General features: G+C 68.0%; 21 protein-coding genes. 9 read left to right on the top strand and 12 right to left on the bottom strand.

Going from position 1 to position 22,789, the window contains the following annotated elements; translation table 11 throughout:
* The first annotated feature begins 3 nt into the window (after window positions 1-3).
* On the top strand, window positions 4-741 hold the full coding sequence (locus E5P3_RS16940; protein WP_162587033.1) for a hypothetical protein: 738 nt from the start codon (window positions 4-6) through the stop codon (window positions 739-741).
* A 29-nt stretch (window positions 742-770) separates the two neighbouring features.
* The gene (locus tag E5P3_RS16935; RefSeq protein WP_162587032.1) at window positions 771-1,457 is read left to right on the top strand and encodes a GntR family transcriptional regulator; all 687 of its coding nucleotides are present in this window, start codon (window positions 771-773) and stop codon (window positions 1,455-1,457) included.
* Between the two features lie 27 nt (window positions 1,458-1,484).
* Here E5P3_RS16935 and E5P3_RS16930 read toward each other — a convergent pair whose 3' ends face one another.
* Genes E5P3_RS16930 through E5P3_RS16915 form a run of 4 tightly spaced genes read right to left on the bottom strand, consistent with a single transcriptional unit; the run spans window position 1,485 to window position 5,788 of the window.
* Complete coding sequence (locus E5P3_RS16930) at window positions 1,485-2,282, bottom strand: class II aldolase/adducin family protein (RefSeq protein WP_232073174.1); 798 nt, start codon at window positions 2,280-2,282, stop codon at window positions 1,485-1,487.
* Complete coding sequence (locus E5P3_RS16925) at window positions 2,279-3,310, bottom strand: Bug family tripartite tricarboxylate transporter substrate binding protein (protein ID WP_162587031.1); 1,032 nt, start codon at window positions 3,308-3,310, stop codon at window positions 2,279-2,281. The genes E5P3_RS16930 and E5P3_RS16925 overlap by 4 nt, the downstream gene beginning before the upstream one ends.
* Window positions 3,311-3,347: 37 nt before the next feature.
* Window positions 3,348-4,352, bottom strand: a complete 1,005-nt coding sequence (locus tag E5P3_RS16920; protein WP_232073173.1) for a tripartite tricarboxylate transporter substrate-binding protein — start codon at window positions 4,350-4,352, stop codon at window positions 3,348-3,350.
* Entirely contained in the window at window positions 4,352-5,788 is a 1,437-nt protein-coding gene (locus E5P3_RS16915) for an amidase (RefSeq protein WP_162587030.1), read from the bottom strand. The genes E5P3_RS16920 and E5P3_RS16915 overlap by 1 nt, the downstream gene beginning before the upstream one ends.
* Window positions 5,789-5,906: 118 nt before the next feature.
* On the opposite strand from E5P3_RS16915, the gene E5P3_RS16910 reads away from it, so the two are divergent.
* Window positions 5,907-6,788: a LysR family transcriptional regulator gene (locus tag E5P3_RS16910; RefSeq protein ID WP_162587029.1), complete on the top strand. Its 882-nt coding sequence runs from the start codon at window positions 5,907-5,909 to the stop codon at window positions 6,786-6,788.
* A gap of 305 nt (window positions 6,789-7,093) precedes the next feature.
* On the opposite strand, the gene E5P3_RS16905 is transcribed toward E5P3_RS16910, so the two are convergent.
* The 3 genes from E5P3_RS16905 to E5P3_RS16895 form a co-directional block, all read right to left on the bottom strand.
* A complete protein-coding gene (locus E5P3_RS16905; RefSeq protein ID WP_162587028.1) occupies window positions 7,094-7,927 on the bottom strand; it encodes a tetratricopeptide repeat protein in 834 nt (277 codons plus the stop codon).
* 91 nt (window positions 7,928-8,018) lie between these two features.
* Complete coding sequence (gene ku, locus E5P3_RS16900; protein WP_162587027.1) at window positions 8,019-8,972, bottom strand: non-homologous end joining protein Ku; 954 nt, start codon at window positions 8,970-8,972, stop codon at window positions 8,019-8,021.
* A gap of 104 nt (window positions 8,973-9,076) precedes the next feature.
* Window positions 9,077-10,231, bottom strand: a complete 1,155-nt coding sequence (locus E5P3_RS16895; RefSeq protein WP_162587026.1) for an ABC transporter substrate-binding protein — start codon at window positions 10,229-10,231, stop codon at window positions 9,077-9,079.
* 156 nt (window positions 10,232-10,387) lie between these two features.
* On the opposite strand from E5P3_RS16895, the gene E5P3_RS16890 reads away from it, so the two are divergent.
* Window positions 10,388-10,870, top strand: a complete 483-nt coding sequence (locus E5P3_RS16890) for a hypothetical protein (RefSeq protein WP_162587025.1) — start codon at window positions 10,388-10,390, stop codon at window positions 10,868-10,870.
* A 636-nt stretch (window positions 10,871-11,506) separates the two neighbouring features.
* On the opposite strand, the gene trmB is transcribed toward E5P3_RS16890, so the two are convergent.
* The 4 genes from trmB to E5P3_RS16870 form a co-directional block, all read right to left on the bottom strand.
* Window positions 11,507-12,241 (bottom strand): tRNA (guanosine(46)-N7)-methyltransferase TrmB, encoded by a 735-nt coding sequence (gene trmB / locus E5P3_RS16885; RefSeq protein WP_232073470.1) that lies wholly within the window; start codon window positions 12,239-12,241, stop codon window positions 11,507-11,509.
* 2 nt (window positions 12,242-12,243) lie between these two features.
* Entirely contained in the window at window positions 12,244-13,158 is a 915-nt protein-coding gene (gene gluQRS, locus E5P3_RS16880) for a tRNA glutamyl-Q(34) synthetase GluQRS (RefSeq protein WP_162587024.1), read from the bottom strand.
* Between the two features lie 15 nt (window positions 13,159-13,173).
* Window positions 13,174-14,244, bottom strand: coding sequence for an NAD(P)/FAD-dependent oxidoreductase (locus tag E5P3_RS16875; protein WP_232073172.1), 1,071 nt, complete (start codon window positions 14,242-14,244; stop codon window positions 13,174-13,176).
* A 69-nt stretch (window positions 14,245-14,313) separates the two neighbouring features.
* On the bottom strand, window positions 14,314-15,267 hold the full coding sequence (locus tag E5P3_RS16870) for a LysR family transcriptional regulator (RefSeq protein WP_162587023.1): 954 nt from the start codon (window positions 15,265-15,267) through the stop codon (window positions 14,314-14,316).
* Between the two features lie 155 nt (window positions 15,268-15,422).
* On the opposite strand from E5P3_RS16870, the gene E5P3_RS16865 reads away from it, so the two are divergent.
* The 4 genes from E5P3_RS16865 (at window position 15,423) to E5P3_RS16850 (ending at window position 18,293) form a co-directional block, all read left to right on the top strand.
* Window positions 15,423-16,124: a pirin family protein gene (locus E5P3_RS16865; RefSeq protein ID WP_162587022.1), complete on the top strand. Its 702-nt coding sequence runs from the start codon at window positions 15,423-15,425 to the stop codon at window positions 16,122-16,124.
* Between the two features lie 45 nt (window positions 16,125-16,169).
* Window positions 16,170-16,616 (top strand): DoxX family protein, encoded by a 447-nt coding sequence (locus tag E5P3_RS16860; RefSeq protein WP_162587021.1) that lies wholly within the window; start codon window positions 16,170-16,172, stop codon window positions 16,614-16,616.
* Between the two features lie 35 nt (window positions 16,617-16,651).
* Window positions 16,652-17,203 carry a flavodoxin family protein gene (locus E5P3_RS16855; RefSeq protein WP_162587020.1) on the top strand — a complete coding sequence of 184 codons (552 nt, stop codon included), beginning with the start codon at window positions 16,652-16,654 and terminating at the stop codon, window positions 17,201-17,203.
* A gap of 172 nt (window positions 17,204-17,375) precedes the next feature.
* The gene (locus E5P3_RS16850) at window positions 17,376-18,293 is read left to right on the top strand and encodes a pirin family protein (protein ID WP_162587019.1); all 918 of its coding nucleotides are present in this window, start codon (window positions 17,376-17,378) and stop codon (window positions 18,291-18,293) included.
* Between the two features lie 27 nt (window positions 18,294-18,320).
* Here E5P3_RS16850 and E5P3_RS16845 read toward each other — a convergent pair whose 3' ends face one another.
* Complete coding sequence (locus E5P3_RS16845; protein ID WP_162587018.1) at window positions 18,321-19,106, bottom strand: sulfurtransferase; 786 nt, start codon at window positions 19,104-19,106, stop codon at window positions 18,321-18,323.
* Window positions 19,107-19,255: 149 nt separating this feature from the next.
* Here E5P3_RS16845 and dnaE point away from each other — a divergent pair, with 149 nt between their 5' ends.
* Window positions 19,256-22,756, top strand: coding sequence for a DNA polymerase III subunit alpha (dnaE, locus tag E5P3_RS16840; protein WP_162587017.1), 3,501 nt, complete (start codon window positions 19,256-19,258; stop codon window positions 22,754-22,756).
* The last annotated feature ends 33 nt before the right edge of the window (window positions 22,757-22,789 follow it).

Raw genomic sequence — 22,789 nt, 5'->3', positions numbered from 1 at the left:
ACGATGATTGCACTCGGCAGCGCCGCCCTCGCCGGTGAAACCCGGCACCATCGTGTGCTGGAGAACGGCTTCAGCTTTCATCGAAGCGAGTGGATGCGAAGCGACCCCGGCCCGGGGCTGTCCCCGACCGTCTTCCTCGTCGAGCAGCCGCCGAACGTCGTGCTTGCGCCGCACTTCCACACGCAGAATCAGTTCCAGGTCATCAAGGAGGGCAGCGGCACTCTGGGTAAGCACGCGCTGGGCCCCGGCTGCGTTCACTACGCCGGCGCCTTCACGGGCTACGGGCCACTGGTGGCAGGCCCTGCCGGCCTGAGCTACTTCACGATTCGGGCGGTGTACGAAACGGGCGCGAACTTCCTCCCCGCTGCACGGGATCGCCTGCGGCGCGGACCGAAGCGGAATGCCCACGGGCCGGTGCATGCGCCTCTGGCGGTCGACGCGCTTCGCGGCCTGGCGTCGGCACGCCGGGTCCCGTTGATCGCGCCGCAGGACGGCCTCGAGGCCTATGCGCTGCAGCTGCCGCCCTTGTCGCGACTCGAGCCGATCGACGCGCGCGGCTCGGGCCAGTTCCAGCTGGTCCTTGCCGGCGCGCTCGAAACGCCGCAGGGGCGGCTGCGACCCTGGGAAAGCCGCTACCTTTCGCCCAGCGAAGATGCAGGCGGATGCACTGCCGGCGCGAGCGGCGTTCACCTGCTGGTGCTCCAGATGCCGGCCGTCGCGCCCGAATATTCGACCGGGTGACGCGCCGCCATCTCTTGTATAACGGTTGCATGACATCGGACAAGTCCAACGCATTGCGCAAGCGAGCTCCCCAGACGCTGTCGGCCGAGCAGGTCTGCGATCGCATCCGCGCCGCGATCCTGAACGGGGAGCTCAAGCCGGGATCGAAACTCACGGAACAGGATCTCGCCGCCGAACTCGAAGTGAGCCGCACGCCGATCCGCGAGGCCATACGCCAGCTGGAGGTGGAGCGCCTGGTCAGCCGAACGCCATTCGTGGGCGTCACTGTGGCCCAGTTGCGCCCGGAGGAAGTGATCGAACTGCTGGACATCCGCGAAGTCCTCGAAGGGCTGGTCGCACGGCTCGCCACGCGCAACATGGACAGCGTCCACCTGCAACGGCTCAGGAAGCTGATGCAGCAGCTGGCCGCGAGCGCCAGGAAAGGCGACGTCGCCGTGTACCTCGATCACGCGCTGGCGTTCCGTCGTGCGCTCGTGGAATGCTGCCGCAGCGCCACCTTGTCGGAGCATGTCCTGGCGATCGAGAACCGCCTGCGCCTGACGGGTAGCCGCACTGCGCTGCTGCCGGGGCGCCTGGAAGCCGCCATCGAGGAACACCAGAAGCTGCTGGACGCGATCGCACGCGGCGATGCCGAAGATGCCGAACGCCTCAACCGCGAGCGCATCCGGCACATTCGCGACGCGGTCGCGAGCTCGATTTCCTTTTCCATTCTCTAGCGCCATGCGGCCGGCGCCGCCGCCTGCTCAAGTCCGGTAAGAGCTCCCGCGCTCGCGCTCCAGCTGGCGCAGCAGTCCCGGCCATTCCAGCTTGCCGACCTCCATGAAGCCGCCGGGCCCCAGCATCTTGCGGCCCTGGGCGCGGGTGTGCCGGATGGTGGCTTCGGAAAGTTCATGGAGCGGCACGCCGCCGGCTTGGCCATCGATCTGGAACTGGCACGCTGTCTCCAGGCGCAGCATCCAGCAGAAGGCCTCCGCGACGCTGCGCCCCACGCTCAGGGCGCCGTGGTTGCGCAGGACCAGGACGCGACCCTCGGGGCCGAGGTCACGTACAAGGCGCTCGCGCTCGTCTTCGTCGAGCGCCGTGCCCTCGTAGTCGTGGTAGCCCAGGAAGTCCAGCATGACGCAGGCCTTCTGGCTCAGAGGCCGCAGGCCCATGGCCTGCATCGCGATCGCGTTGTTCGCGCGGGTGTGGCTGTGCATGACGCACACGAGCTGAGTCTGCGCCATGTGAATGGCGCTGTGAATGATGAAGCCAGCGGGGTTGAGCAGTGACGGGTCCCCTTGCACCACGCGCCCGTCGAGGTCGACCTTGATCAAGGCGGATGCCGTCATCTCCTCGAAAAGGGTGCCCAGCGGATTGACGAGAAAGTGATGCTCGGGCCCCGGCAGCATCACGGAGATGTGGGTCGAGGCCAAGTCCGACATGCCGTGCAGAGCCGTCAGCTGGTAGCAGGCCGCGAGGTCGCAGCGCAGCCGCCACTCGTCGGCCTCGATGGCTTCGGGCTTGGCATGCGAAGAAAGTTGCGCGATATCGTTGTTCACTTCGTTGTCTCCTTGGCATTGGGGGTGTCGGTGCCGAGCGTTCTGGACATGGCGATCCAACGTGCGAGATCCGCCTGCACGAAAGCCTGCGTCTGCGCGGGCGGCTCGGGTTGAATGACCAGCCCCAGGTCCTTGAGGCTGGCCTGGACATCGGGCGCCGCGAGCGCTTCCGACAGGGCGCGGGCGAGCGTGGCCAGCACCTGCGGCGACAGCCCGGCCGGCGCCATCAGGGCGAACCAGTTCGAGATGGCCAGGTCGGGCATGCCCTGTTCGACCACAGTGGGCACCTGCGGCAGCGCCGCGACCCGGGCGCTCGAGGTGACGGCGATGGCCTTGATCTTGCCCGATTGGACCTGCTGGACGACCAGGGGCACGGTCATCGCGGTGACGCCGATTTCGCCGCGCATCAGGTCCGTCATCACCTCGGGCTGGCCTCGATAGGGCACGTGCGTGAGGTCGATCTTCTGCTGGCGGTTGAGCAGTTCCATCGTGAAGAAGGGCGTCGTGCCGGCGCCTGCAGAGCCATAGTTGACCTGGCCCGGCCGTGCCTTGGCGTAGCCCACGAGATCGGACAGCGAGCCCACCGGCAATCCGTTGCTCACGATGATCGCCTGGGGAATGGTGCCGATCATCCCGATCGCGCTGAACGCTGTCTGCGGCTGCCACGACGGCGCCGCCGCGCCCGGGGGCGCCATTGTCGTGGGACCGCTGGCCACGACCAGCGTGTAGCCATCGGGGGCCGCACGCGCAACGGCCGAATAGCCGATGCTGCCTGCAGCACCCGAGCGGTTGTCGACGACGAAGCTCTGCTTGAAGCGCTCGGAAAAATGCTGCGCGAGCCGGCGCGCAATCACGTCCACGATGCCGCCTGCGGGGAACGCAGAGACGATCGTCACCGGGCGCTCCGGGTAGCCCGCAGCGGCCGCGCGTCCTGGCGGCAGCACGCACGCCGCCAGGAGCAGCGCCAATGCCTGCACGGCTGCACGACGGTGCGTGCATGCGGAAGACTTCCGGATCGTTCTGTGCATGGTCATCTCCTTCGGTTGCGCGGTGGGCGCAGCGCCGTCACTCCTCGCTGCGGAATCCCGAGGCTTGCACCAGGGGGCGCCAGAAGTCACGCTCCGCACTCAGCGCGCGTTTCACCGCGTCGCCGGGCAGCCCCGTCGCCACCATGCCTGCGCGGGCCATTGCGCTCTTGACCTGCGCTTGCTGCATGGCCGCCACGAAGGCCCGCTCCAGACGCTGCACGACCACCGCGGGCGTGCCTGCCGGAACGAAGGCGCTGTAGGAGGCGTTTGCATGGTCGAAGGCGTCGATGCCGGCCTCGTGCGCGGTCGGAATATCGGGCAGAGACGCGTTGCGGCGCGTGCCGGAGACCGCCAGGATGCGCACCTTGCCGGCGCGATGGAGTTCCAACTGGCTCGCCAGGGCATCGGTGCTCAGGGGAACGTGGCCGCCCACCAAGTCCGTCACGAGCGGTGCGCCACCCTTGTAGGCCACGGGCGTCAGCGCAACGCCCACGGTCTTGGCCATGCCGAGGACGGCGAAATGGAGCGTCCCGCCGAGGTTGGTGAGCCCGACGCTCGCCTGTGACGGGTTGGCGCGCACCCAGCTCACGTAGTCCTGCAAGGTCTTGTAGGGCCGGTCCGCGCCGGCGGAAATCACCGTGGGAACCTCGACGAGATGGGCCACGGGGATGAAGTCGCGATCGACGTCGTAGGCCAGCTGCCTGTAGGTCATCGGGAAGATGACCATCGGCGCGTTGGAAGACAGGAGCACGGTCCTGCCGTCGGGCGCGGCGCGCTTCACGTACTCGATGGAGATCCTCGAGCCGGCGCCGGGCCTGTTGTCCACGACCACCTGCTCCTCCCCTCCGGTGCGCAGTTGCTCGGCCAGCGCCCGCGCGAGCGTGTCCAGCGCGCCGCCAGGCGGAAATCCGACAACGAGGCGCAGCGGATGGGCGCCTGCGGCCGGCACTTGCGCCTGCGCTTGCACCGGCGCCGAGGCGACTGCCAGCGCCGCAAGGGCTGCGATCCACAAGGTGGAACGGAAAGTCTGCAACACGTTCATCACTGCACCTCCATGTCCGGCCAACGGGCCAAAAGATTGCTGGCAGCCTCGAACACCGCCGCCGCGGCAAGAAGATCCGACTCCCCGCGCAGCCGCCCCACCAGCTGCAGCCCGATCGGCAGTCCGTCGCGCCCGAAGCCGCAGGGGATCGTGATGGCGGGATGGCCCGTCAGATTGAAGGGCATGGTCCAGGGGAACCAGTTGGAGCGCACCTCGTCGAAGAGCCGCCCGTCGATCTCGAGCTTGCCGAACAGGTCCTGGTCGATCGGCAGGGCGGTTCGCGCGAGCGTCGGGACCACGATGAAATCGTGCTCCTGCAGCAGCGCCTGCACCTGCCGGAAGAGCCGGGTGCGGGCGAAATTCGCTCGCTGGTAGTCCACCGCGGTGTAGTCGTTCGCGAGGGCGATCTGCTGGAGCAATGAAGGGCTCAGCCGATGTGGCTGCTCCTCGGCCATCTTGCCGAAGCGTGCCTTCCACACCGTGTGATTGATCGTGCGCCAGAGCGGCTCGACGTCGAAGTCAGCCCCTGGCGGCATCTCGGCCAGGTCCGCGCCGAGGTCGCGCAACAGGCCCAGGGCTGACTCGAAGCACAACGCAACGTCGGCCGCGATCGGCTTTCCGGGGGGCACATCCGCGAAGAGGATGCGCTTGCCGCGCAGGTTCCTCGCCGATTGCACGGCTTGCAGGTAGTCCTCGGCCCGAACGCCGGCAGACCAGGGGTCGCATGCATCCTCGCCCGCCATCGCCTGGAGCATGAGGGCGGTGTCGGCGACCGTGCGCGAAATGGGCGTGACGTAGGTGAGATTGCCGATGACGTCTTCTGCCTGCGAATGGGGGACCAGACCGATCGACTGCTTCAGCCCCACTACCCCATTGCAAGCCGCCGGGATCCGGGTGGAGCCGCCGCCGTCCGTGGCGATGCCGATCGGCGCGAGCCCTGCCGCCACCGCAACGGCTGCGCCGCCGCTCGATCCGCCGCTGGTGCGATCCGGGTGCCAGGCATTGCGCGTGCGCCCGAACAAGGGCGCATCGGTCAGGCATTTCGCACCGAACTCCGACGTCGTCGTCTTCCCGATCAGGATCGCCCCCTGTTGCCGCAGGCGAGCGGTGACCACCGCATCCTCGGCCGGGATGTTGTCGGCGAACAGCAGCGAACCGAAGGTGGTCTTCACGCCCCCGGTGTTGACGAGGTCCTTGCAGGCATAGGGAATGCCGTGGAGCAGTCCCGTGGTCGCGCCGCGCATGACGGCTTGCTCCGCGGTCTTGGCGTCGCGCATTGCCTCGTCCGCGCAGAGCGTGATGAAGCCATTGAGCTTCGGCTGCAGCCGCGCGGCGCGGTCCAGCACCGCCCGGGTCAGCTCCACGGGCGAGACTTCACGGCGCGCGATCGCTTCGCGAAGGCGCACGGCAGTCCAAAAGCAAAGTTCCTCGGCCATCCAGCATCCCTCTGTCAGCTGCCGGCCACACTGGCCGGCGACAGGACAAAGAGTGCCAACGACCTGCTTGCCGGTCCAATACTCCTTCACAATCCGCACATATCGGAATCGTATGGGCATGGACCTCAAGAGCTTGCGTTACTTTGTCGCCGTGGCGGAGGCCCGCAGCGTCGGTAAGGCCGCCCAGCGGCTGCACATGGCTCAGCCGCCATTGACCGTCCAGATCCGCAACCTCGAGGCGCAGATCGGGACCCCGCTGTTCCTGCGCGAATCGACGGGGATGCGGCTCACCGACGCAGGCAGTGCCCTCTTCGCGCGCGCGCGCGAAGCACTGGCGCTGGCGCACGAAGGTTTCGAGGCCGCTCGCGCGGTCGGGGCCGGGCGGCGCGGCCGGCTCACGGTGGGCTACATGTTCTCGCTGGGCTACGCCATCCTGCCCAAGCTGGTCCCGCTTCTCCATCGCAGCATGCCGGATGTCGAACTGCAATTCGTCGAGATGAGCGCGGCCACTTGCGAAGCGCAGGTTCTGCAGCACAAGGTGACGGTGGGTTTGTGCATGCCGCCGATCCAGCGTGCCGAGGTGGCGAACACCATCGTCGGTTCGCAACCGCTGCGGCTGGCCGTACCGGCAAATTCGTCGCTCGCTCGCCTCACGTCGATTCCTATGGCGCGGCTTCAGGACCAGAAGATGATCGCGCTGCCCTCACTCAAAGAGGACGCCGACACGTCGATGGTCGCCGCGTTGCTTCGGCGGCATCAGGTGACGGTGCAAGTGGTCGAGCGTGTGGAAACGGTACATGCTGCGCTGGCGCTCGTGCTCGCGGGAGAGGGGTGTGCTGTGGTTCCTGCGTGCGCTGCCGCCGGCCTTCCTTCGGGCGTGGTCGTGCGCAAGCTGGCGGGTGTCATCGAAGGCTTCGATGTGGCCGTGAGTCGGCGCCACGATGTGGACAGTCCGTTCATTGAGCCGTTCATTGCCGCTGCGAGGCAGGCGCTGCAATGAGGCGCCGGCCGTGCCTCGACGCACGGTTTCGCTCTCCAGGATCGCCGCTGCCTCGCGCACAGAAAAAACCCGCCGAAGCGGGTGAAGGACAGCCCTGGTTGAGGGAGGAGGGAGGAAGAGAGCGGGCTGCCGGCATGCAGTGTCTGTCCCGAGTCTTAGGGGAAACTTAAGCGGGAACGATCGCAAGCACCCGTTCCCGCATGCCGATCAGCCCAAGGCTCCCTCCGATCGGTGAGCTGACGTCGAACCCGATACCGTTGTCGGCGCTTGGCGATCACGCCTTCGAGGTTCATGCGCGCGGCCGCTCAGCGGGTCAGTCGCCGGTACGCGTTGAGGTGGCGCAGCGCGCCGCGGGCGTCGCCGAACAGCTCCTTCAGCCGGCCCAGGTTGTAGTGCGCGTCGGCAAAGTCCGGGTCGAGCTGCAGGCTGCGCTCGTAGTTCAGGGCCGCCGCGCGCAGGCGCCCCAGCTCTTCCAACGCGATCGCATGGTTGAAGAACAGCAGGGCCGAGGCCGGGCGGCGCGGCAGGGCGGATTCGTGGAGCTGCACCGCGTCTTCATAGCGCTGCAGATCGCAGAGCAGGGCACCGAGGTTGACATACGCGTCGATGTGGTCGGGTGCTGCGGCGATGACCGCGCGGTAGGCGGCTTCGGCTTGGGCGGGATCGGTGTCCTCCAGCGCTTCGGCGTGGGCGAACAGCTGTTGCGCGTCCACGGCACTGGTCGAGCGGGCGCTGTTCGAGTCCAGGAAGGCCACGCGCCCGTCGACCGGCGCGACCTCGAAATCCAGCAGCAACTGCCCCGAACCCGCTTCCCAGGTGCCCCGGCGATCACGGACCGCGACGTCGGCGCCCACGGCGGTGATGCGCATGCCTGTCAGCGGCAACTCGTCCGGCAGCGTGGCCCGCAGCCTGCGCAGCGAACGCAGGATCTTGCGCGGCGGGATCTGCGCCTCCTGCAGCCCCTGGGCCGTGCGCAGCAGCATCAGGTCCTGGAAGCTGAAACGGAACTCGTTGCGCGTGCCGCGCGTCGGCATGACGAACCCGGCGCTCACCAGGCGCTGGATCGCCACGCGCGAGATGCCCAGCATCTGCTGCACGCGCCGCATTGTGTACGGCGACGCGGTGCCGGCAGCGGTCATAAGGCAACCTCCCCCAGGCTCGTCACTTCGTGTACTTCGCGCACCCCCTCCTGAAGGAGGGGGCGAGCGCCTTCGGGCGGCCGGGCGGCGCTCACCCTTTCCTGGCACGCGCGCGCGCGGGCGTCGCGGCGGGTTCGTTGCTCTTGGTGGCGCGCCTGGGCGCCTTTCTCTCGGTGGCCTCGAACATCGGAGAGACGTTGCCGCGCGCCGTCTTGGCGGCGGTCTTGCCGGGTGCAGCGGGCGCGGCAGGGGTGGCGGGCGTGGAACGGGGCTTCTTGCCGAGGCTGGCCTTGAGCGCGTCCATCAGGTCGATGACCTGGCCACTGCCCGTCTCCTCGGCGCGGGCGGAGGCGACGATGTGCTTGCCGGCGATCTTCTCGTCGATGGCGGCGAGCACGCGCTTCTTTTCCTCGTCCACGTACTGGCTCGGGTCGTAGGCGTCTTCCGAGATCTGGTCGATCAGCTGGAGCGCGAGCTGCAGCTCGGCCGGCGACACGCTGACCTGCTCGATGTCCAGCTCCTTCATCGAGCGCACCTCGTCGGCGTAGAGCAGCTGCTGCAGGATCAGGCCATCTTCCGCGGGCCGGATCTGGACCACGTACTGCTTGGCCTTCCAAGACCATTTGGCCAGGGCGCAGCGCCCGCTCTTGCGCATGGCTTCGGTGAGCAGGGCGTAGGGCTTGCCGCCGCGCTTGTCGGGGGCCAGGAAGTAGGCCTTGTCGTAGTAGATGGGGTCGACCGCGCTTTCGGGAATGAAGGCCGTGATCTCGACGATGTGGCTGCTGCCTTCCTCGAGCGCCTTCAGCTCGTCGGGCGTGAACAGGACGAAGCGGTCCTTCTCGAATTCGTAGCCCTTGATCATCTCCGAGCGCGGCACCACGCTCTGGTCTTTCTCGGAGACGTACTGCTGCTTGACGCGCGAACCGTCCTTGGCAAGCAGGTTGAACCTGACGGTGGAGGCGCTTTCGGTCGCCGAGTACAGGCGCACCGGGATGGAAACCAACCCGAAACTCAGCGTCAACGAAGCAATGGAACGTACGGCCATGATGTTGTCCTTCGCGCCCGGATGGCGGATGCCGCGGGCAGCGTGCCGCGACAACGCGGAATCCTATGCGCTGGCCGGCAGGCTGTCACGTAGGACCTTTCCTTCTACCGAAGCACTCGCCCGTCCGCCGTGATGCTGATGAGGTCGATGGTGCGCTGCGGATCGCGAAGGCCCGGCCGCAGGTTGATGCGAAGGCCGCCGATGTCGTAGTCGGTCATGCCCGCCATCACGCGCTGCAGACTGGCCGGCGTGAAGGCGCGCCCTGCGCGGCGCACCGCCTCGCCGGCGGCCTTGGCGGCGATGAAGCCTTCGAGGCCCTCGTAGGAGGCCGTCTGGTCCGAGTTGTCGACAGCCTGGAGGTATTCCTTGACGATGGGGATGGCTGCGGAACGCGGCGAGGGCACGACCTGCGCAATCACGATGCCGCGGATGTCCTTGCCCAGCGTGGCGTAGAGCGGGTCGATGCCGACGATCGAGAAGGCCATGAAGTTGCCGCTGTAGCCGCTCTTGCGCAGCTTGCGGATGGCCTCGGCCGTGGTACCGGAGAGCGACACCAGCACGATGGCCTGCGGGGAGGCCTTCAGCACGTCGGCCAGCGCGGCATCGAGCTTCCCGTCGGCGGCCGGCACCAGCGCCTGGGCGGCCAGCGGGCCGAGCTTCTGCTCGGCCATGGCCTGCTGCACCGCGGCCAGGCCGGCACGGCCCATGGCGTCGTCGTCGCCGACCAGCGCGATGCGGGTCTGGCCCACGGTGGCGCATTGGCGCACCATCTTGATGGCTTCGTCGGCCATGCTGGGCCGCACGTGGAACACGTTGGGATGGGCCGCGCTGCGCAGGCTGTCCGCGCCGGCGAAGGGCGCGAAGAGCACGGTACCCTGCTGGGCCGCGGCAGCGGCGCCAGCCTCGCTGCTGGCGGTGCCCACGAACCCGAACAGCATGTCGGCCTTGTCGTTGACCAGCAAGGTGCGCGCATTGGCCGCGGCGCGCTGCGCGTCGTACCCGTCATCGAGCTGCAGCAGCTTCAGCTGCAGGCCGGTGGCCGCGCTGGCGTCGTTGAACTGGTTCGCATAGAGCCGGCAACCCGCTGCGAAGGCCAACCCGATCTCGCTGGCGGCGCCCGTCAGCGGGACGGACTGTCCCAGAACCACCGTGCGGCCCGCGGGGCGGGCGGTTTGCGCCTGGCCGGTCCTGGCCAGCCCGCTGCCCAGCAGCAGCGCTGCACCCGCCTTGCCCAGCCAGAGCCTTCGTGACCGATCCATGAGAGGCCCTTTCGTTATATGACCGAAAAATGTAGCAACTTCGGTGCCTTTGGACGAAGGCACAAGTTCACGCTAGGCCAGGTTCGTTAACTGAAGTCAAGTGTTAACTATTGTTTGTAGTTCGTGGCTTATTGCACACGGCGAAAGAACCCTCCGATGGCAACATGCCGATCGATCCTGATGGCCCTCCCGGCGACCGACATGAAGAAAAAGCCCTCTGACCTTTCCCTGCTGGAAAGTGCACTCTCCACCATCGAACAGGTGCTGGCGCGCGCCGACAACGACATGCAAGGCGCGCCGTATCTCGGCCCCACCGCCAACCTGCCACTGGATGTGTTGCAGGACTCCGGCTCGGCCGTTAGCGACGACCGCTTCCGCGTCAGCGCTGCGCAATCGGCGATCAACATCTGCCTCGGCTCGGCCGCCGCGCTCATCGATGTGAGCCAGGCGCTGATGAACCGCAGCGCGGACCGCTCGCCCCAGACCCTGGAGCGCGAGTGGCAGACCATCATCGCCCACACCAAGATCGCAAGCCGCTCGGCCTACCGCGCGGCGCTCATCATGGCGGCGCAGAAGCATGTGCTCGCGGCGCAGGGCGAGGTGCAGTCGGAGAGCGTCTACAGCGGCCTCGCACACTGAGCGCTAGCTCGCGTCCTCTGCGTTGCGACGAGCCTGTCTTGCTGCTGTCGCAGCCCGTGTGGCCACGTCGCAAGCGCATGCGCGCGAAACCCTGCGGGATCGCGGAGACCGAAGAAGGCGTGGATCTTTCCGAGGCACTGGAGGACTTGCAGAAGCAAGGAGTTGAGGTTTCGAAGAAGTAGCTCAACGCGCGCAATCTCAATGCGGCTGGGCGCCGATCTCTGCAAGAGTGACATCAATCTGGGCAGTGTCAGCAAAGGGCATCGTGTGCGCGGGGTTCGCATCCCCGGCACGATCGACCGCAACCAGGTCGGCGGCGATCAGCGCCGGCGTCGCGGCGACTTCGGTCCCCAGGGCCTTGCGCGCACGCGGTTGCAGGGTGCGTGGTGGGAGCAGTCCGCGCAGACAGTGCAAGCGGGTGCGGGGCGGGCGCCTTGGGAGCAGCGATCGGCGAGATGGCGGTCGAGGCATATGGATGTCTTGAAAGCTGTAATGCCCGGCCGGTTTTCAATGGGTTGTGCTTTCAGCACTACCCGACTCCCTGCCGGCAAAGCCGGGAACGGCTTTTCCCATGGCTCCTCTTCGGGGGAGCCATCTTTTTTTGCACCCAGCAGGGCGCGATTTGCCTCCGCCGCCCTACACGCGCGTAAAGACAAGGTCCCACACCCCGTGGCCCAGCTTGAGGCCGCGGTTCTCGAACTTGGTGAGCGGCCGGTAGTCCGGCTTTGGGGCATAGGCCGCGGCCGTGTTGCGCAGCAGCGGCTCCTGCGACAGCACTTCCAGCATCTGCTCGGCATAGGGCTGCCAGTCGGTGGCGCAATGCAGGTAGCCACCGGGCGCCAGCCGCTCGGCCAGCTTGCGAACCAGGGGCGACTGGATCAGGCGCCGCTTGTTGTGCCGCTTCTTGTGCCAGGGGTCGGGGAAGAACACATGCACGCCGGCCAGCGTGCCCGGCACGAGCATGTGGTCGAGCACGTCGACCGCGTCGTGGGCGCAGATGCGGATATTGGCGAGCTGCTGCTCGCCGATGCGCTTAAGCAGTGCGCCGACGCCGGGCTCGTGGACTTCGCAGCAGAGGAAGTTCGTCTCCGGTTTCAGCGCGGCGATGTGCGCGGTGGCCTCGCCCATGCCGAAGCCGATCTCGAGCACGGTGGGCGCGGCGCGGCCGAAGGCGGCTTCGAGGTCGAGCGGCTCGGCGCGGTAGGGCACCAGGAAGATCGGCCCCAGCTCGGCGAAGGCGCGTGCCTGGCCATCGGTGGTGCGGCCTGCGCGCCGGACGAAGCTCTTGAGGCGGCGGTGCAGGGGATGCGGCGGGGTGTCGCCGGAGGGCGGATCCTCTTCGTGCGCGGGATCGTTGGCGGGCTCGGTCATCATCACGGGCGCGGATTGTAAAGAGCGCGCCAGGCTTCGACCCATCCGCCCAGGGCCTGCGCGGGCGTCGATGCGTTCGCGGCAGCGAGGCCGAGCACGCCGGCCGCGGCATTCAGCGCGGCCACGGCAGCGGCGGGCGTGCTGGTGTCGATCGGCGCTGCGCCGTTCTGCTTCGACAGCTTCTCGCCGTCGGCGCCGAGTATCACCGGCGTGTGCAGGTAGCGCGGCTGCGGCAGTCCCAGCGCGCGCTGCAGCAGGATCTGGCGGGCGGTGTTGTCGGCGAGATCCGCGCCGCGCACCACGTCGGTCACGCCCTGGTCGGCGTCGTCCACCACGACCGCGAGCTGGTAGGCCCACGGGCCGTCCGCCCGCTTGAGCACGAAGTCGCCGACCTCGCGCGCGACGTCCTGGTACTGGCAGCCGAGCCGGCGGTCGGTCCAGCAGAGCCTCTTGGAGGTCCGGGCGGCTTCGTACTGCTCCGCGGCAAAGCGCCAGGCCCGCGGCGGCTTGCCATGCAGGCCGTCGCGGCAGGTGCCGGGATAGACGCGCTCGCCGTGCCGTTGGTGCGGTTCGCCGTGCAGCGCGAGCGTCTCGTCGATGTCCTTGCGCGAGCAGCCGCAGGGGTAAGCGAGCTGCAGGGCCTTGAGGTGCTCCAGGGCGCGTGCGTAGAGCGCGCCGCGCTGCGTCTGCCAGACCGGCGGCGCGTCGGGCAGCAGGGCGCAGGCCGCCAGTTGCGACAGGATGTGCTCGCCCATGCCGGGCAGGCAGCGCTCGGTGTCGGCATCCTCGATGCGTACCAGCCAGCGCGCTTGCGACCCGTGGGCTCGTACGTCGAGCCAGCTCGCGAGCGCGGCGACCAGCGAGCCGGCATGCAGGGGACCGGTAGGCGAGGGCGCGAAGCGGCCGACGGCAGTCATGGCATGCACGCTTCGTCAGGCCACCTTCAGCGCCAGGGTCAGGCCTGACAGGAAGGCGTCTTCCACGCGGTGGCCGGTGCACCAGTCGCCGGCCAGGCCGAGGCGGGTCTTGGCATCCCAAAGGTGCGGGGCGCCGATCGGCACCTGGGTCTGCGCCTCGGGCCAGCAGCGCGTCTGCGCATGCGAAGGCGTGGCGCGGATGCCGGTGATCTCGGAGAAGGCGCGCAGCAGCTTGGCCTCGACCCGCGCGGCATCGTCGCGCAGATGCTCCTTCGACCAAGCCGGGCTGGCCTGCAGCGTCCAGCGCTCGATGCGCTCGCGGCCGGGCTTGGAGGATTCGCGCGCGAGCCAGGCCACGCGATGGTGGTTGCTGCGTGCCGCGTTCCATTGCGGGCCGAGGTGCGAGAGCGTGGGCTGGTTGGCCTGCGGGAAGGCGATCATCAAGGTCCAGCAGGGGGCGATGCGCACCGCCTCGGTCTTTTCGCGCAACTGTGCCATCGCCGCGCTGCCGCCGAGGAGGGCGCGCGCGCTCCCGGGTGGGACGGCCAGCAAGACGGCATCGAAGCCGGAGTAGACGTGCCGCGCATCGTCGGCACCCTCGGTGCGCAGCTGCCAGTGCTGCGAATCGAGCGCATCGGGCTCGATGGACGTCACCCGGGTACGTGTGATGAGCGCATCGCCCAATGGCGCTGCCCAATGCGCGACCAGGGCATCCATGCCGGGCTGGGCCACCCAGTGCTGCTCGCGGCCCGGCAAGGCCGCCTCTGCCACGCGGCCGTGCGGGTCGAGCACGCGCACGAGGTTGGCGCTCCAGGGCCGGCAGCAGCCATCCGCGGTCTCGAGAGCGCGTGCAAAGCGCGGATCGCGCACGGTGAAGTACTGGGTGCCGCTGTCGAAGCGGCCGAAGGGCGTCGACTCGCTCGCCATGCGGCCGCCGGGCGCGGGTTCGCGCTCGAAGACGCTGACGCGGTGTCCGGCCTGGACCAGGGTGCGGGCGCAGGCCACGCCGGCCATGCCTGCGCCGACGATGGCGTAGTGGCGCGGAGCGGGGGATCGGTGGCGGTCGGCTGGCGGGCGGAGGATCATGGCGTTGTCTCGGTCGAGGTTTGGCTGGGCAGTGGCCGACTCTAACCGGCCCGACATACCGGGAGGCGTTCAGCGTCCGCGATGGCGCTCCAGCAGTGCGCGGCGCGTGCCCTCGTGCTCGAACTGCTCGAGCCACCATTTGAGCGCGCGGCCCGGCTTGCCCGCGGTGCGCTCGCGCCAGGCGCAATGCATGGTGGCCGTCGGAGGGGCGCGCTCGGTCTTGCGCTCGACCAGGTGGCCGGCCTCGATGTAGGGCCGCGCCATCGGCTCGGGCAGGAAGCCGCCACCCAGGCCGTGCAGCTGCGCCGCCAGCTTGGCCTGCATGGTCGGCACGGTGAGAACGTCCTGGCCGCTCACGAGATTGACCGTCATGCTCGGCCCGGCGCGCGAGGAGTCGGCCGCCGCCACGGCGCGATGCTGGCGCAGCACGGCGTCTGAGAGCGGGCCTTCGAGGCGCGCGAGCGGATGGTGCGGCGCGACCGCGTACACGAAGCGCAGGTGCCCCAGCGGCCGGCTGCGGATGCCGGTGCTGCCGAAGGCGAGGCTGGAGGCGTCGAGCACGGCGCCCACGGCCAGGTCGGCCACGCCGCTGCTGAGCGCCTCGATGGTGCCGAGCAGGGTTTCGTCGCGCAGCTTGAGGCGGGTGGGCGGATCGAGGGCGAAGAAGGCAGTGGCCAGGTCGAGCATCGGGTCGCGCGCGATCACGCTGTCGATCGCGATGGTGAGCATCGGTTCCCAGCCGGTGGCGACGCGCTTGACCCGATTGGCCACGGCATCGATCTCGTTCAGCAGCCAGGACGCTTCCCGCAGCAGCTCGGCGCCGGCCTCGGTGAGCCTCGCCTGCCGCGCGCTGCGGTCGAAGAGCAGCACGTCCAGCGCGTCCTCGATCTGGCGCACGCGGTAGCTCAGGGCGCTCGGGACCAGGTCCAGGTGGCGTGCAGCGGCGGCGAAGCTGCCGGTGTCGACCACGGTCTGCAGCATGGCGAGCGCATCGGGGGTGAGGACGTCGCGGGCACTGTGCATGGCGAATCCGATCGTTCAAACGATTTGAATGATGCCATCAAATCGTGGCGCTTCCGGGACAGGGGGCGGGCCCTAAAGTTCCATTCATCCGCTGCGCATGCGGCGCGGCATATGAAAGCCCCGAGGTTTGAGCACCCGGGGCAGGAGGTTCAGAGATGTTGAAGGTTCGCAAATCCCAGGAACGCGGTTATGCCGATCATGGCTGGCTGCGCTCCTTCCACAGCTTCTCCTTTGCGGGGTACTACGACCCTGCCCACATGGGGTGGGGCAACCTGCGCGTGATCAACGAGGATCGCGTTGCCGCCGGTGCCGGATTCGGCACGCACGGCCATCGGGACATGGAGATCATCAGCTATGTCCTCTCGGGCGAGCTGGCGCACAAGGACAGCATGGGCAACGTCGAGTCGATCCCGCCGGGCGACGTGCAGCGCATGAGCGCTGGCCGCGGCGTGATGCACAGCGAGTTCAACCACAAGGCCGACGAGACCACGCACTTCCTGCAGATCTGGATCGAGCCGAACGTGCGCGGCATCGCGCCGGGCTACGAGCAGAAGGCCTTTCCGGATGCCGACAAGCGGGGCCGGCTGCGCCTGGTGGCTTCGCCCGACGGTACCGATGGCTCGGTGCTGGTGCATGCCGATGCGCGGCTGTACGCCGGCCTGTTCGACGGCGACGAGAAGGCCGAGCTGACGCTCGACCCGCAGCGCAAGAGCTACGTGCATCTCGTGAAAGGCGAGCTCGAAGTCAACGGCACGAAGCTTGCGACCGGCGATGCCGCGCTGATCGAGCGCGAATCGCAACTCACGCTCGGCGCCGGCAAGGATGCCGAAGTGCTGGTGTTCGACCTGGCGGCCTGAGCGCCGCCGCCTTTTTCTTTTTTATCAACCAGAGGAGTTCTTCCAATGTCCACTAGCACCACCACCGCATCGACCTTTGCCGCGCCAGCGACGGCGAGCACGGCCCAGGACACGCTGGCCCTGATCGGCCGCGTGCTGATCGCGCTCCTGTTCGTGCCGGCCGGCTTCGGCAAGCTCACGGGCTTTGCCGGCGTCGTCGGCTACATCGGCTCGGTCGGGCTGCCGCTGCCGCAACTGGGCGCGGTGATCGCGATCGTCGTGGAGCTCGGCGTGGGGCTCATGTTCCTCGTCGGCTACAAGACGCGCATCGCTGCCATCGTGCTCGCCGTGTTCACCGTCGCGGCCAGCATCTTCTTCCACAACTATTGGGGCATGCCGGCCGACAAAGCCTTCGTGAACCAGCTGATGTTCTTCAAGAACATCGCGGTGGCAGGCGGCCTGCTCGCGTTCGCGGCCGTCGGTGCCGGCCGCTTCAGCATCGACAAGCGCTGAAGAAGGCCCGGAGCGTGGATCGCCAATAATCCCGCATGACCGACATCGTTGTTGTTTTTCATTCGGGGTACGGCCACACGCAGCGCATCGCGCAGGCTGTGGCCGATGGCGCGGAGGCCCGGCTGCTGCAGATCGATGCCGACGGCAACCTGCCGTCCGAGGGCTGGGATCTGCTCGCCGCGGCCGACGCGATCATCATGGGCTCGCCCACCTACATGGGCGGCGTGAGCTGGCAGTTCAAGAAGTTCGCCGATGCCTCCTCCAAGGTCTGGTTCGTCCAGGGCTGGAAGAACAAGCTCTTCGCCGGCTTCACCAACAGCGCCGCGATGAACGGCGACAAGGGCGCCACGCTGACCTACCTGTGGCACCTGGCCAGCCAGCATGGCGGGCTGTGGGTGCCGATCGGCATGATGCCGAGCAACGACAAGGCAGCGCGGCGCGATTCGATCAACTACGTCGGCGGCTACGGCGGCCTGCTGACCACATCGCCGACCGATGCCAGCCCGGCGGAAATGGCCAAGGGCGACCTCGAGACCGCCATCGCCTTTGGCGAGCACGTGGCCGAGGTGGCAGCATCACGAGAATAGGCACACCCCCAGGTTGGCCCACTTCGTGTGGCCGCCCACCCCCTCGCCGGGGGCAACACCAGCGGCCCGGCGAAGCCGGTTCCGCGGTGTTCCCCGGCCTTCGTGCCACGGCCGTGTTGCGCGAGGGCCTGGACCCTGGAACCATTCCCGACCATTCGACGGAGAACTCACGATGACAGAAGCACTGCTCCTTCAACCGCACGACAAGGACCTGGGCGGAGGCTTCAAGGTCCGCCGCCTGCTGCCCGCCGCCAAGCGGCGCTCGGTCGGGCCCTTCGTGTTCTTCGACCATTTCGGCCCGGCCACCGAGACGCCGGGCAAGGAGCACGACGTGCGGCCTCATCCGCACATCGGCCTGGCTACCGTCACCTACCTGTTCGAGGGCGCGATGATGCACCGCGACAGCCTGGGCGTGGTGCAGGAGATCCGTCCCGGCGCGATCAACTGGATGACGGCCGGCCGCGGCATCGTGCATTCCGAACGCAAGCCCGAGCCGCTGCTCGAGGCCACCTACGTCAACCACGGCCTGCAGCTCTGGGCCGCGCTGCCGCAGGCCTTCGAGGAGGTCGAGCCCAGCTTCTCGCATACCGCGGCCGACCAGATCCCGGCCGTCGAGGTGCAGGGCGTGGCGGTGCGGGTGCTGGTGGGCGAGGCCTTCGGCGCAAGCTCGCCGGTCAAGACCTACTCGAAGACGCTTTACCTCGACCTGGCCCTGCCCGCGGGCGCGCGCTTCGAGCTGCCCGCACTGGCCGATGAAATGGCGGTCTATGCGATCGACGGCGCGATCCGGCTCGACGGCGTGCCGGTGGCGCAGCACCAGATGGCGACCCTGCCGGACGGCCAGGGCGGCGTGCTCGAAACCGACGCCGCGGTGCGCGTCGTGATCATCGGGGGCGAGCCGCTCGACGGCCCGCGCTACATCACCTGGAACTTCGTCTCCAGCCGCCGCGAGCGCATCCTCGAAGCCGGCGAAGCCTGGGCCGCGCAGCGCATGGGCCAGGTGCCAGGCGAAACCGAGTTCATCCCGCTGCCGGGACATCCGTTCCGGGTGCAGGGGCAGGAGCCCGACGTGAAGACCACGCCTGTTTGAATGCAGTGAGGGCGGGCTGTACGCTTCTCAGCCCTTGATCGCCAGGTCCGGATCCTCAGCTGCCCGAGCGCTTGCCCGGTTCGAGCGCGCGCTCAGATCCGGCGCCAGCGTCTCGCGGCCGTCGAACACGAAGCACTCGCCACGGTAGTGCGCGCCGCCCACCTGCTCGAAGTACTTGAGGATGCCGCCCTCAAGCTGAAGCACGTTGCTCAGGCCTTCCTCGCGCATCAGGATCGCGGCCTTCTCGCAGCGGATGCCGCCGGTGCAGAAGCTCACCACCGTCTTGCCGGCCAACTGCTCGCGGTGCGTGCGCAAGGCCTTCGGGAATTCGGTGAACTTGCGGATGCGCCAGTCGATCGCGCCTTCGAAGCTGCCGTGGTCTACCTCGAAGGCGTTGCGCGTGTCGAGCAGCGCGATCGGCTTGCCCGCGTCGTCGTGGCCCTGGTCCAGCCATCGCTTCAGCGTGGGCGCGTCGACGCTGGGGGCGCGGCCGGCGGCGGGCTGGATGGCGGGATGGTCCATGCGGATGATCTCGCGCTTGCGCTTGACCAGCATCCGCCGGAAGGGCTGGGTCTCGGACCAGCTCTTCTTGGCTTCCAGATCGGCGAAGCGTGCATCGGCACGCAGGCCGTCGAGGAAGGAGTCCACGGCGGCGGGGGCACCGGCGACGAACAGGTTGATGCCCTCGGGCGCCAGGAGGATGGTGCCCTTGAGCGCGAGCGCATGGGTGCGGATGCGCAGCACCTCGCGCAGGGCCTCGCCGTCCTCGATGGCGACGAACTTGTAGGCCGCGATATTCAAAATCTCTTGCACGGGGGCGGATTGTAGGTCGCCGCCGGGTCGCCCCAAGACGATCGAGGCTCCCCCTCGGGGGGTGGCGAAGCACACGAAGTGGCGAGCTGGGGGCCATATTTTTATCGCCAACTCACAGGGTGGAAGGGCGGGTTTCTACAATCGAGCCCATGTTCGTTCACCTGCGCCTGCACACCGAGTTCTCCGTCGTCGACGGCACCAACCGCATCGACGAAGCCGTCAAGGCCGCCGCCGCCGACAAGCAGCCCGCGCTGGCGATCACCGACCTCAACAACATCTTCGGCGGCGTCAAGTTCTACAAGGAAGCACGCGGCAAGGGCGTCAAGCCGGTGCTGGGCGCCGAGATCTTCGTCGACGGCCTGGGGACCGAGCCCGGCGCGCTGACGCGGATCGTGCTGCTGGTGCAGAACATGGAAGGCTACCTGCACCTGTCCGAACTGCTTGCGCGAGCCTGGACCCAGAACGTGGGCCGTGGCCAGGCGCAGGCGGCGTGCAAGCTGGCCTGGCTCGAAGAGCTGCAAGGCGGCCTGATCGCGCTGTCGGGCGCGCAGGCCGGCCCGCTGGGCGCGCCGCTGCTGCAGGGCCAGGCCGAGCGCGCGGCCGAGGTCGCGCTGCAGCTCGCGGGCCTGTTCCCGCACCGCTTCTACATCGAGCTGCAGCGCGCCGGCCGCCCCGAGGACGAGTCGCACGTAGTGGCCGCGGTGCAACTGGCCGCGCGCCTGAACCTGCCGGTGGTCGCGACGCACCCGGTGCAGTTCGCCACCGCGGAGGACTTCGAGGCGCACGAAGCGCGCGTGTGTATTTCCGAGGGCGAAATCCTCGGCAATGCGCGCCGCGTGCGCCGCTTCACGCCGCAGCAGTATTTCAAGTCGGCGGCCGAGATGGAGGCGCTCTTTGCCGACGTGCCGAGCGCGATCGCCAACACCGTGGAGATCGCCAAGCGCTGCAACCTCACGCTCACGCTGGGCAAGCCCAGGCTGCCGAACTTCCCGACGCCCAACGGCATGCCGATCGAGGAGTACTTCCGCGTCGCCTCCTATGCCGGCCTGGAGGAACGCCTCGAGCACCTGTATCCCGATGCGGCGAAGCGCGATGCCGAGCGCCCGCGCTACGTGGAACGGCTGGAGTTCGAGATCAACACCATCCTCAAGATGGGCTTCCCGGGCTACTTCCTGATCGTGGGCGACTTCATCAACTGGGCCAAGAAGAACGGTTGCCCGGTGGGGCCTGGCCGGGGCTCGGGCGCCGGCTCGCTGGTGGCCTACGCGCTGAAGATCACAGACCTGGACCCGCTCGAATACAAGCTGCTGTTCGAGCGCTTCCTGAACCCTGAGCGCGTCTCGATGCCCGACTTCGACATCGACTTCTGCCAGAGCAACCGCGACCGGGTGATCGACTATGTGAAGGACAAGTACGGCCGCGACGCCGTGAGCCAGATCGCGACCTTCGGCACCATGGCCGCGCGCGCCGCGATCCGCGACGTGGGCCGCGTGCTGGACATGAGCTACACCTTCTGCGACGGCATCAGCAAGCTGATCCCGAACAAGCCCGGGATGTCGGTCACGCTGCAATACCCGCCGGTGCCGAAGGTCGAGGGCGACAAGAACAACTACGCGATCGAGATGGAGCCGCAGCTCGCGGCGCGCATCGAGAAGGAGGAAGAAGTCCGCATGCTGGTCGAGCTGGCGCAGAAGCTCGAGGGCATGACCCGCAACATCGGCATGCACGCCGGCGGCGTGCTGATCGCGCCGGGCAAGCTGACCGACTTCTGTCCGCTCTACCAGCAGCCCGGCAGCGATTCGGCCGTGAGCCAGTACGACAAGGACGACGTGGAGGCCATCGGCCTGGTGAAGTTCGACTTCCTGGGCCTGGCGACGCTGACCATCCTGGAGATCGCCAAGGAGTTCATCGTCAAGCGCCACAAGGGCCAGGAGAACTTCGCCTACGAGAACATCCGGCTCGACGACACGGCCACCTACAAGCTGTTCTCCGAAGGCAAGACCGAGGCCGTGTTCCAGTTCGAATCGCGCGGCATGCAGGGCATGCTGAAGGACGCGCGGCCGACGCGGCTGGAGGACCTGATCGCGCTGAACGCGCTGTACCGCCCGGGGCCGATGGACCTGATCCCCAGCTTCGTCGCGCGCAAGCACGGCCGCGAGCCGGTGGAGTACCCGCATCCGCTGGTGGAGGAAATGCTTTCCGAGACCTACGGGATCATGGTCTACCAGGAACAGGTGATGCAGACCGCGCAGATCCTGGGCGGCTACTCGCTCGGCGGCGCCGACCTGCTGCGCCGCGCGATGGGCAAGAAGAAGGCCGAGGAGATGGCCGAGCACCGGCTGACCTTCCGCGCCGGTGCGGCCAAGAATGGCATCAGCGAGGAGAAGGCCGACGAGATCTTCGACTTGATGGAGAAGTTCGCGGGCTACGGCTTCAACAAGTCGCATGCCGCGGCCTACTCGCTGCTGGCCTATCACACGGGCTGGCTCAAGGTCCACTACACGGCCGAGTTCTTCTGCGCCAACATGACCGTGGAAATGGACGACACCGACAAGCTCAAGGTGTTGTTCGAGGACGCGCAGAAGAACTTCGGCATGACCTTCGAGCCGCCGGATGTGAACCGCGGCAACTACCGCTTCGAGCCTGTCACCGACAAGGTGATCCGCTACGGCCTCGGCGCGGTCAAGGGCACCGGCCAGCTCGCGGTGGAGGCCGTCGTGCGGGCGCGGGAGGAGGGTGGGCCCTTCAAGAGCCTGTTCGACTTCTGCGTGCGGGTGGACCGCCAGCGCATCAACAAGCGCACGGTGGAAGCACTGATCAAGGCTGGCGCCTTCGATGCCTTGCAGCAGAACCGCGCAGCGTTGGTCGCCTCGATCGACCGCGCCTTCGAGTTCGCGGCTGCGACCGAGGCCAATGCCGCGCAGGCCGACATCTTCGGCGAGTGCGAGCACGGATCTGCCACGCAGGAGCCCGAGCTGGTCGACGCCACGCCCTGGGGCGTGAAGGAGCGGCTGACCCTGGAGAAGACCGCTGTCGGCTTCTACCTCTCGGGCCACCTGTTCGACGAGGTGGCGCACGAGGTGCGGCGATTCTGCAAGCGCGAGATCGACGACCTGATCGACAGCCGCGAGCAACAGGTCATCGCCGGCATCGTGAGCGACATGCGCGTGATCAACGGCCAGCGCGGCCGGCTGGCGATCTTCAAGCTGGACGACAAGTCTGCCTCCATCGAGGCCACGGCCGACGAGGCGCTGATCAACAACAACCGCAACACGCTGAAGGACGACGAACTGGTGATCGTGAGCGGGCGCCTGCAGCCCGGCCGTGGCGGCTTCGAGGCGCGCTTCCAGGTGCAGCAGGTGTGGGACCTCGCCACCGCGCGCTGCCGCTTCGGCAAGTTCCTGCGCGTGGCGGTCAACGGCAAGGCGCCCGATATCGCGCGCCTCGTGCGCGAGTTCCCGCCGCGCACCGAGCAGAGCGAGCACGGCGAGCTGCTGCAGGGCCTGGGCGTGCGCCTGTCGATGGCACGCGGCGGCGCACAGGTGGAACTGCAGCTGGGCGAGCGGGCGAAGTTCTTTCCGACCGATGCCGCGCTGGCGAGTTGGATGGCGCAGGCCGAGGCGGGCAAGGCTGCGATCGTGTACGAATAGGCTCCGGGTCCTCCGGGTCTGCGGGTCCCGGAT

The organism is Variovorax sp. RA8 (assembly GCF_901827175.1).
Taxonomy (GTDB): Bacteria; Pseudomonadota; Gammaproteobacteria; order Burkholderiales; family Burkholderiaceae_C; genus Variovorax.
The sequence above is the reverse complement of the archived record's forward strand: the minus strand, read 5'-3'. Positions and strand labels throughout refer to the sequence as shown.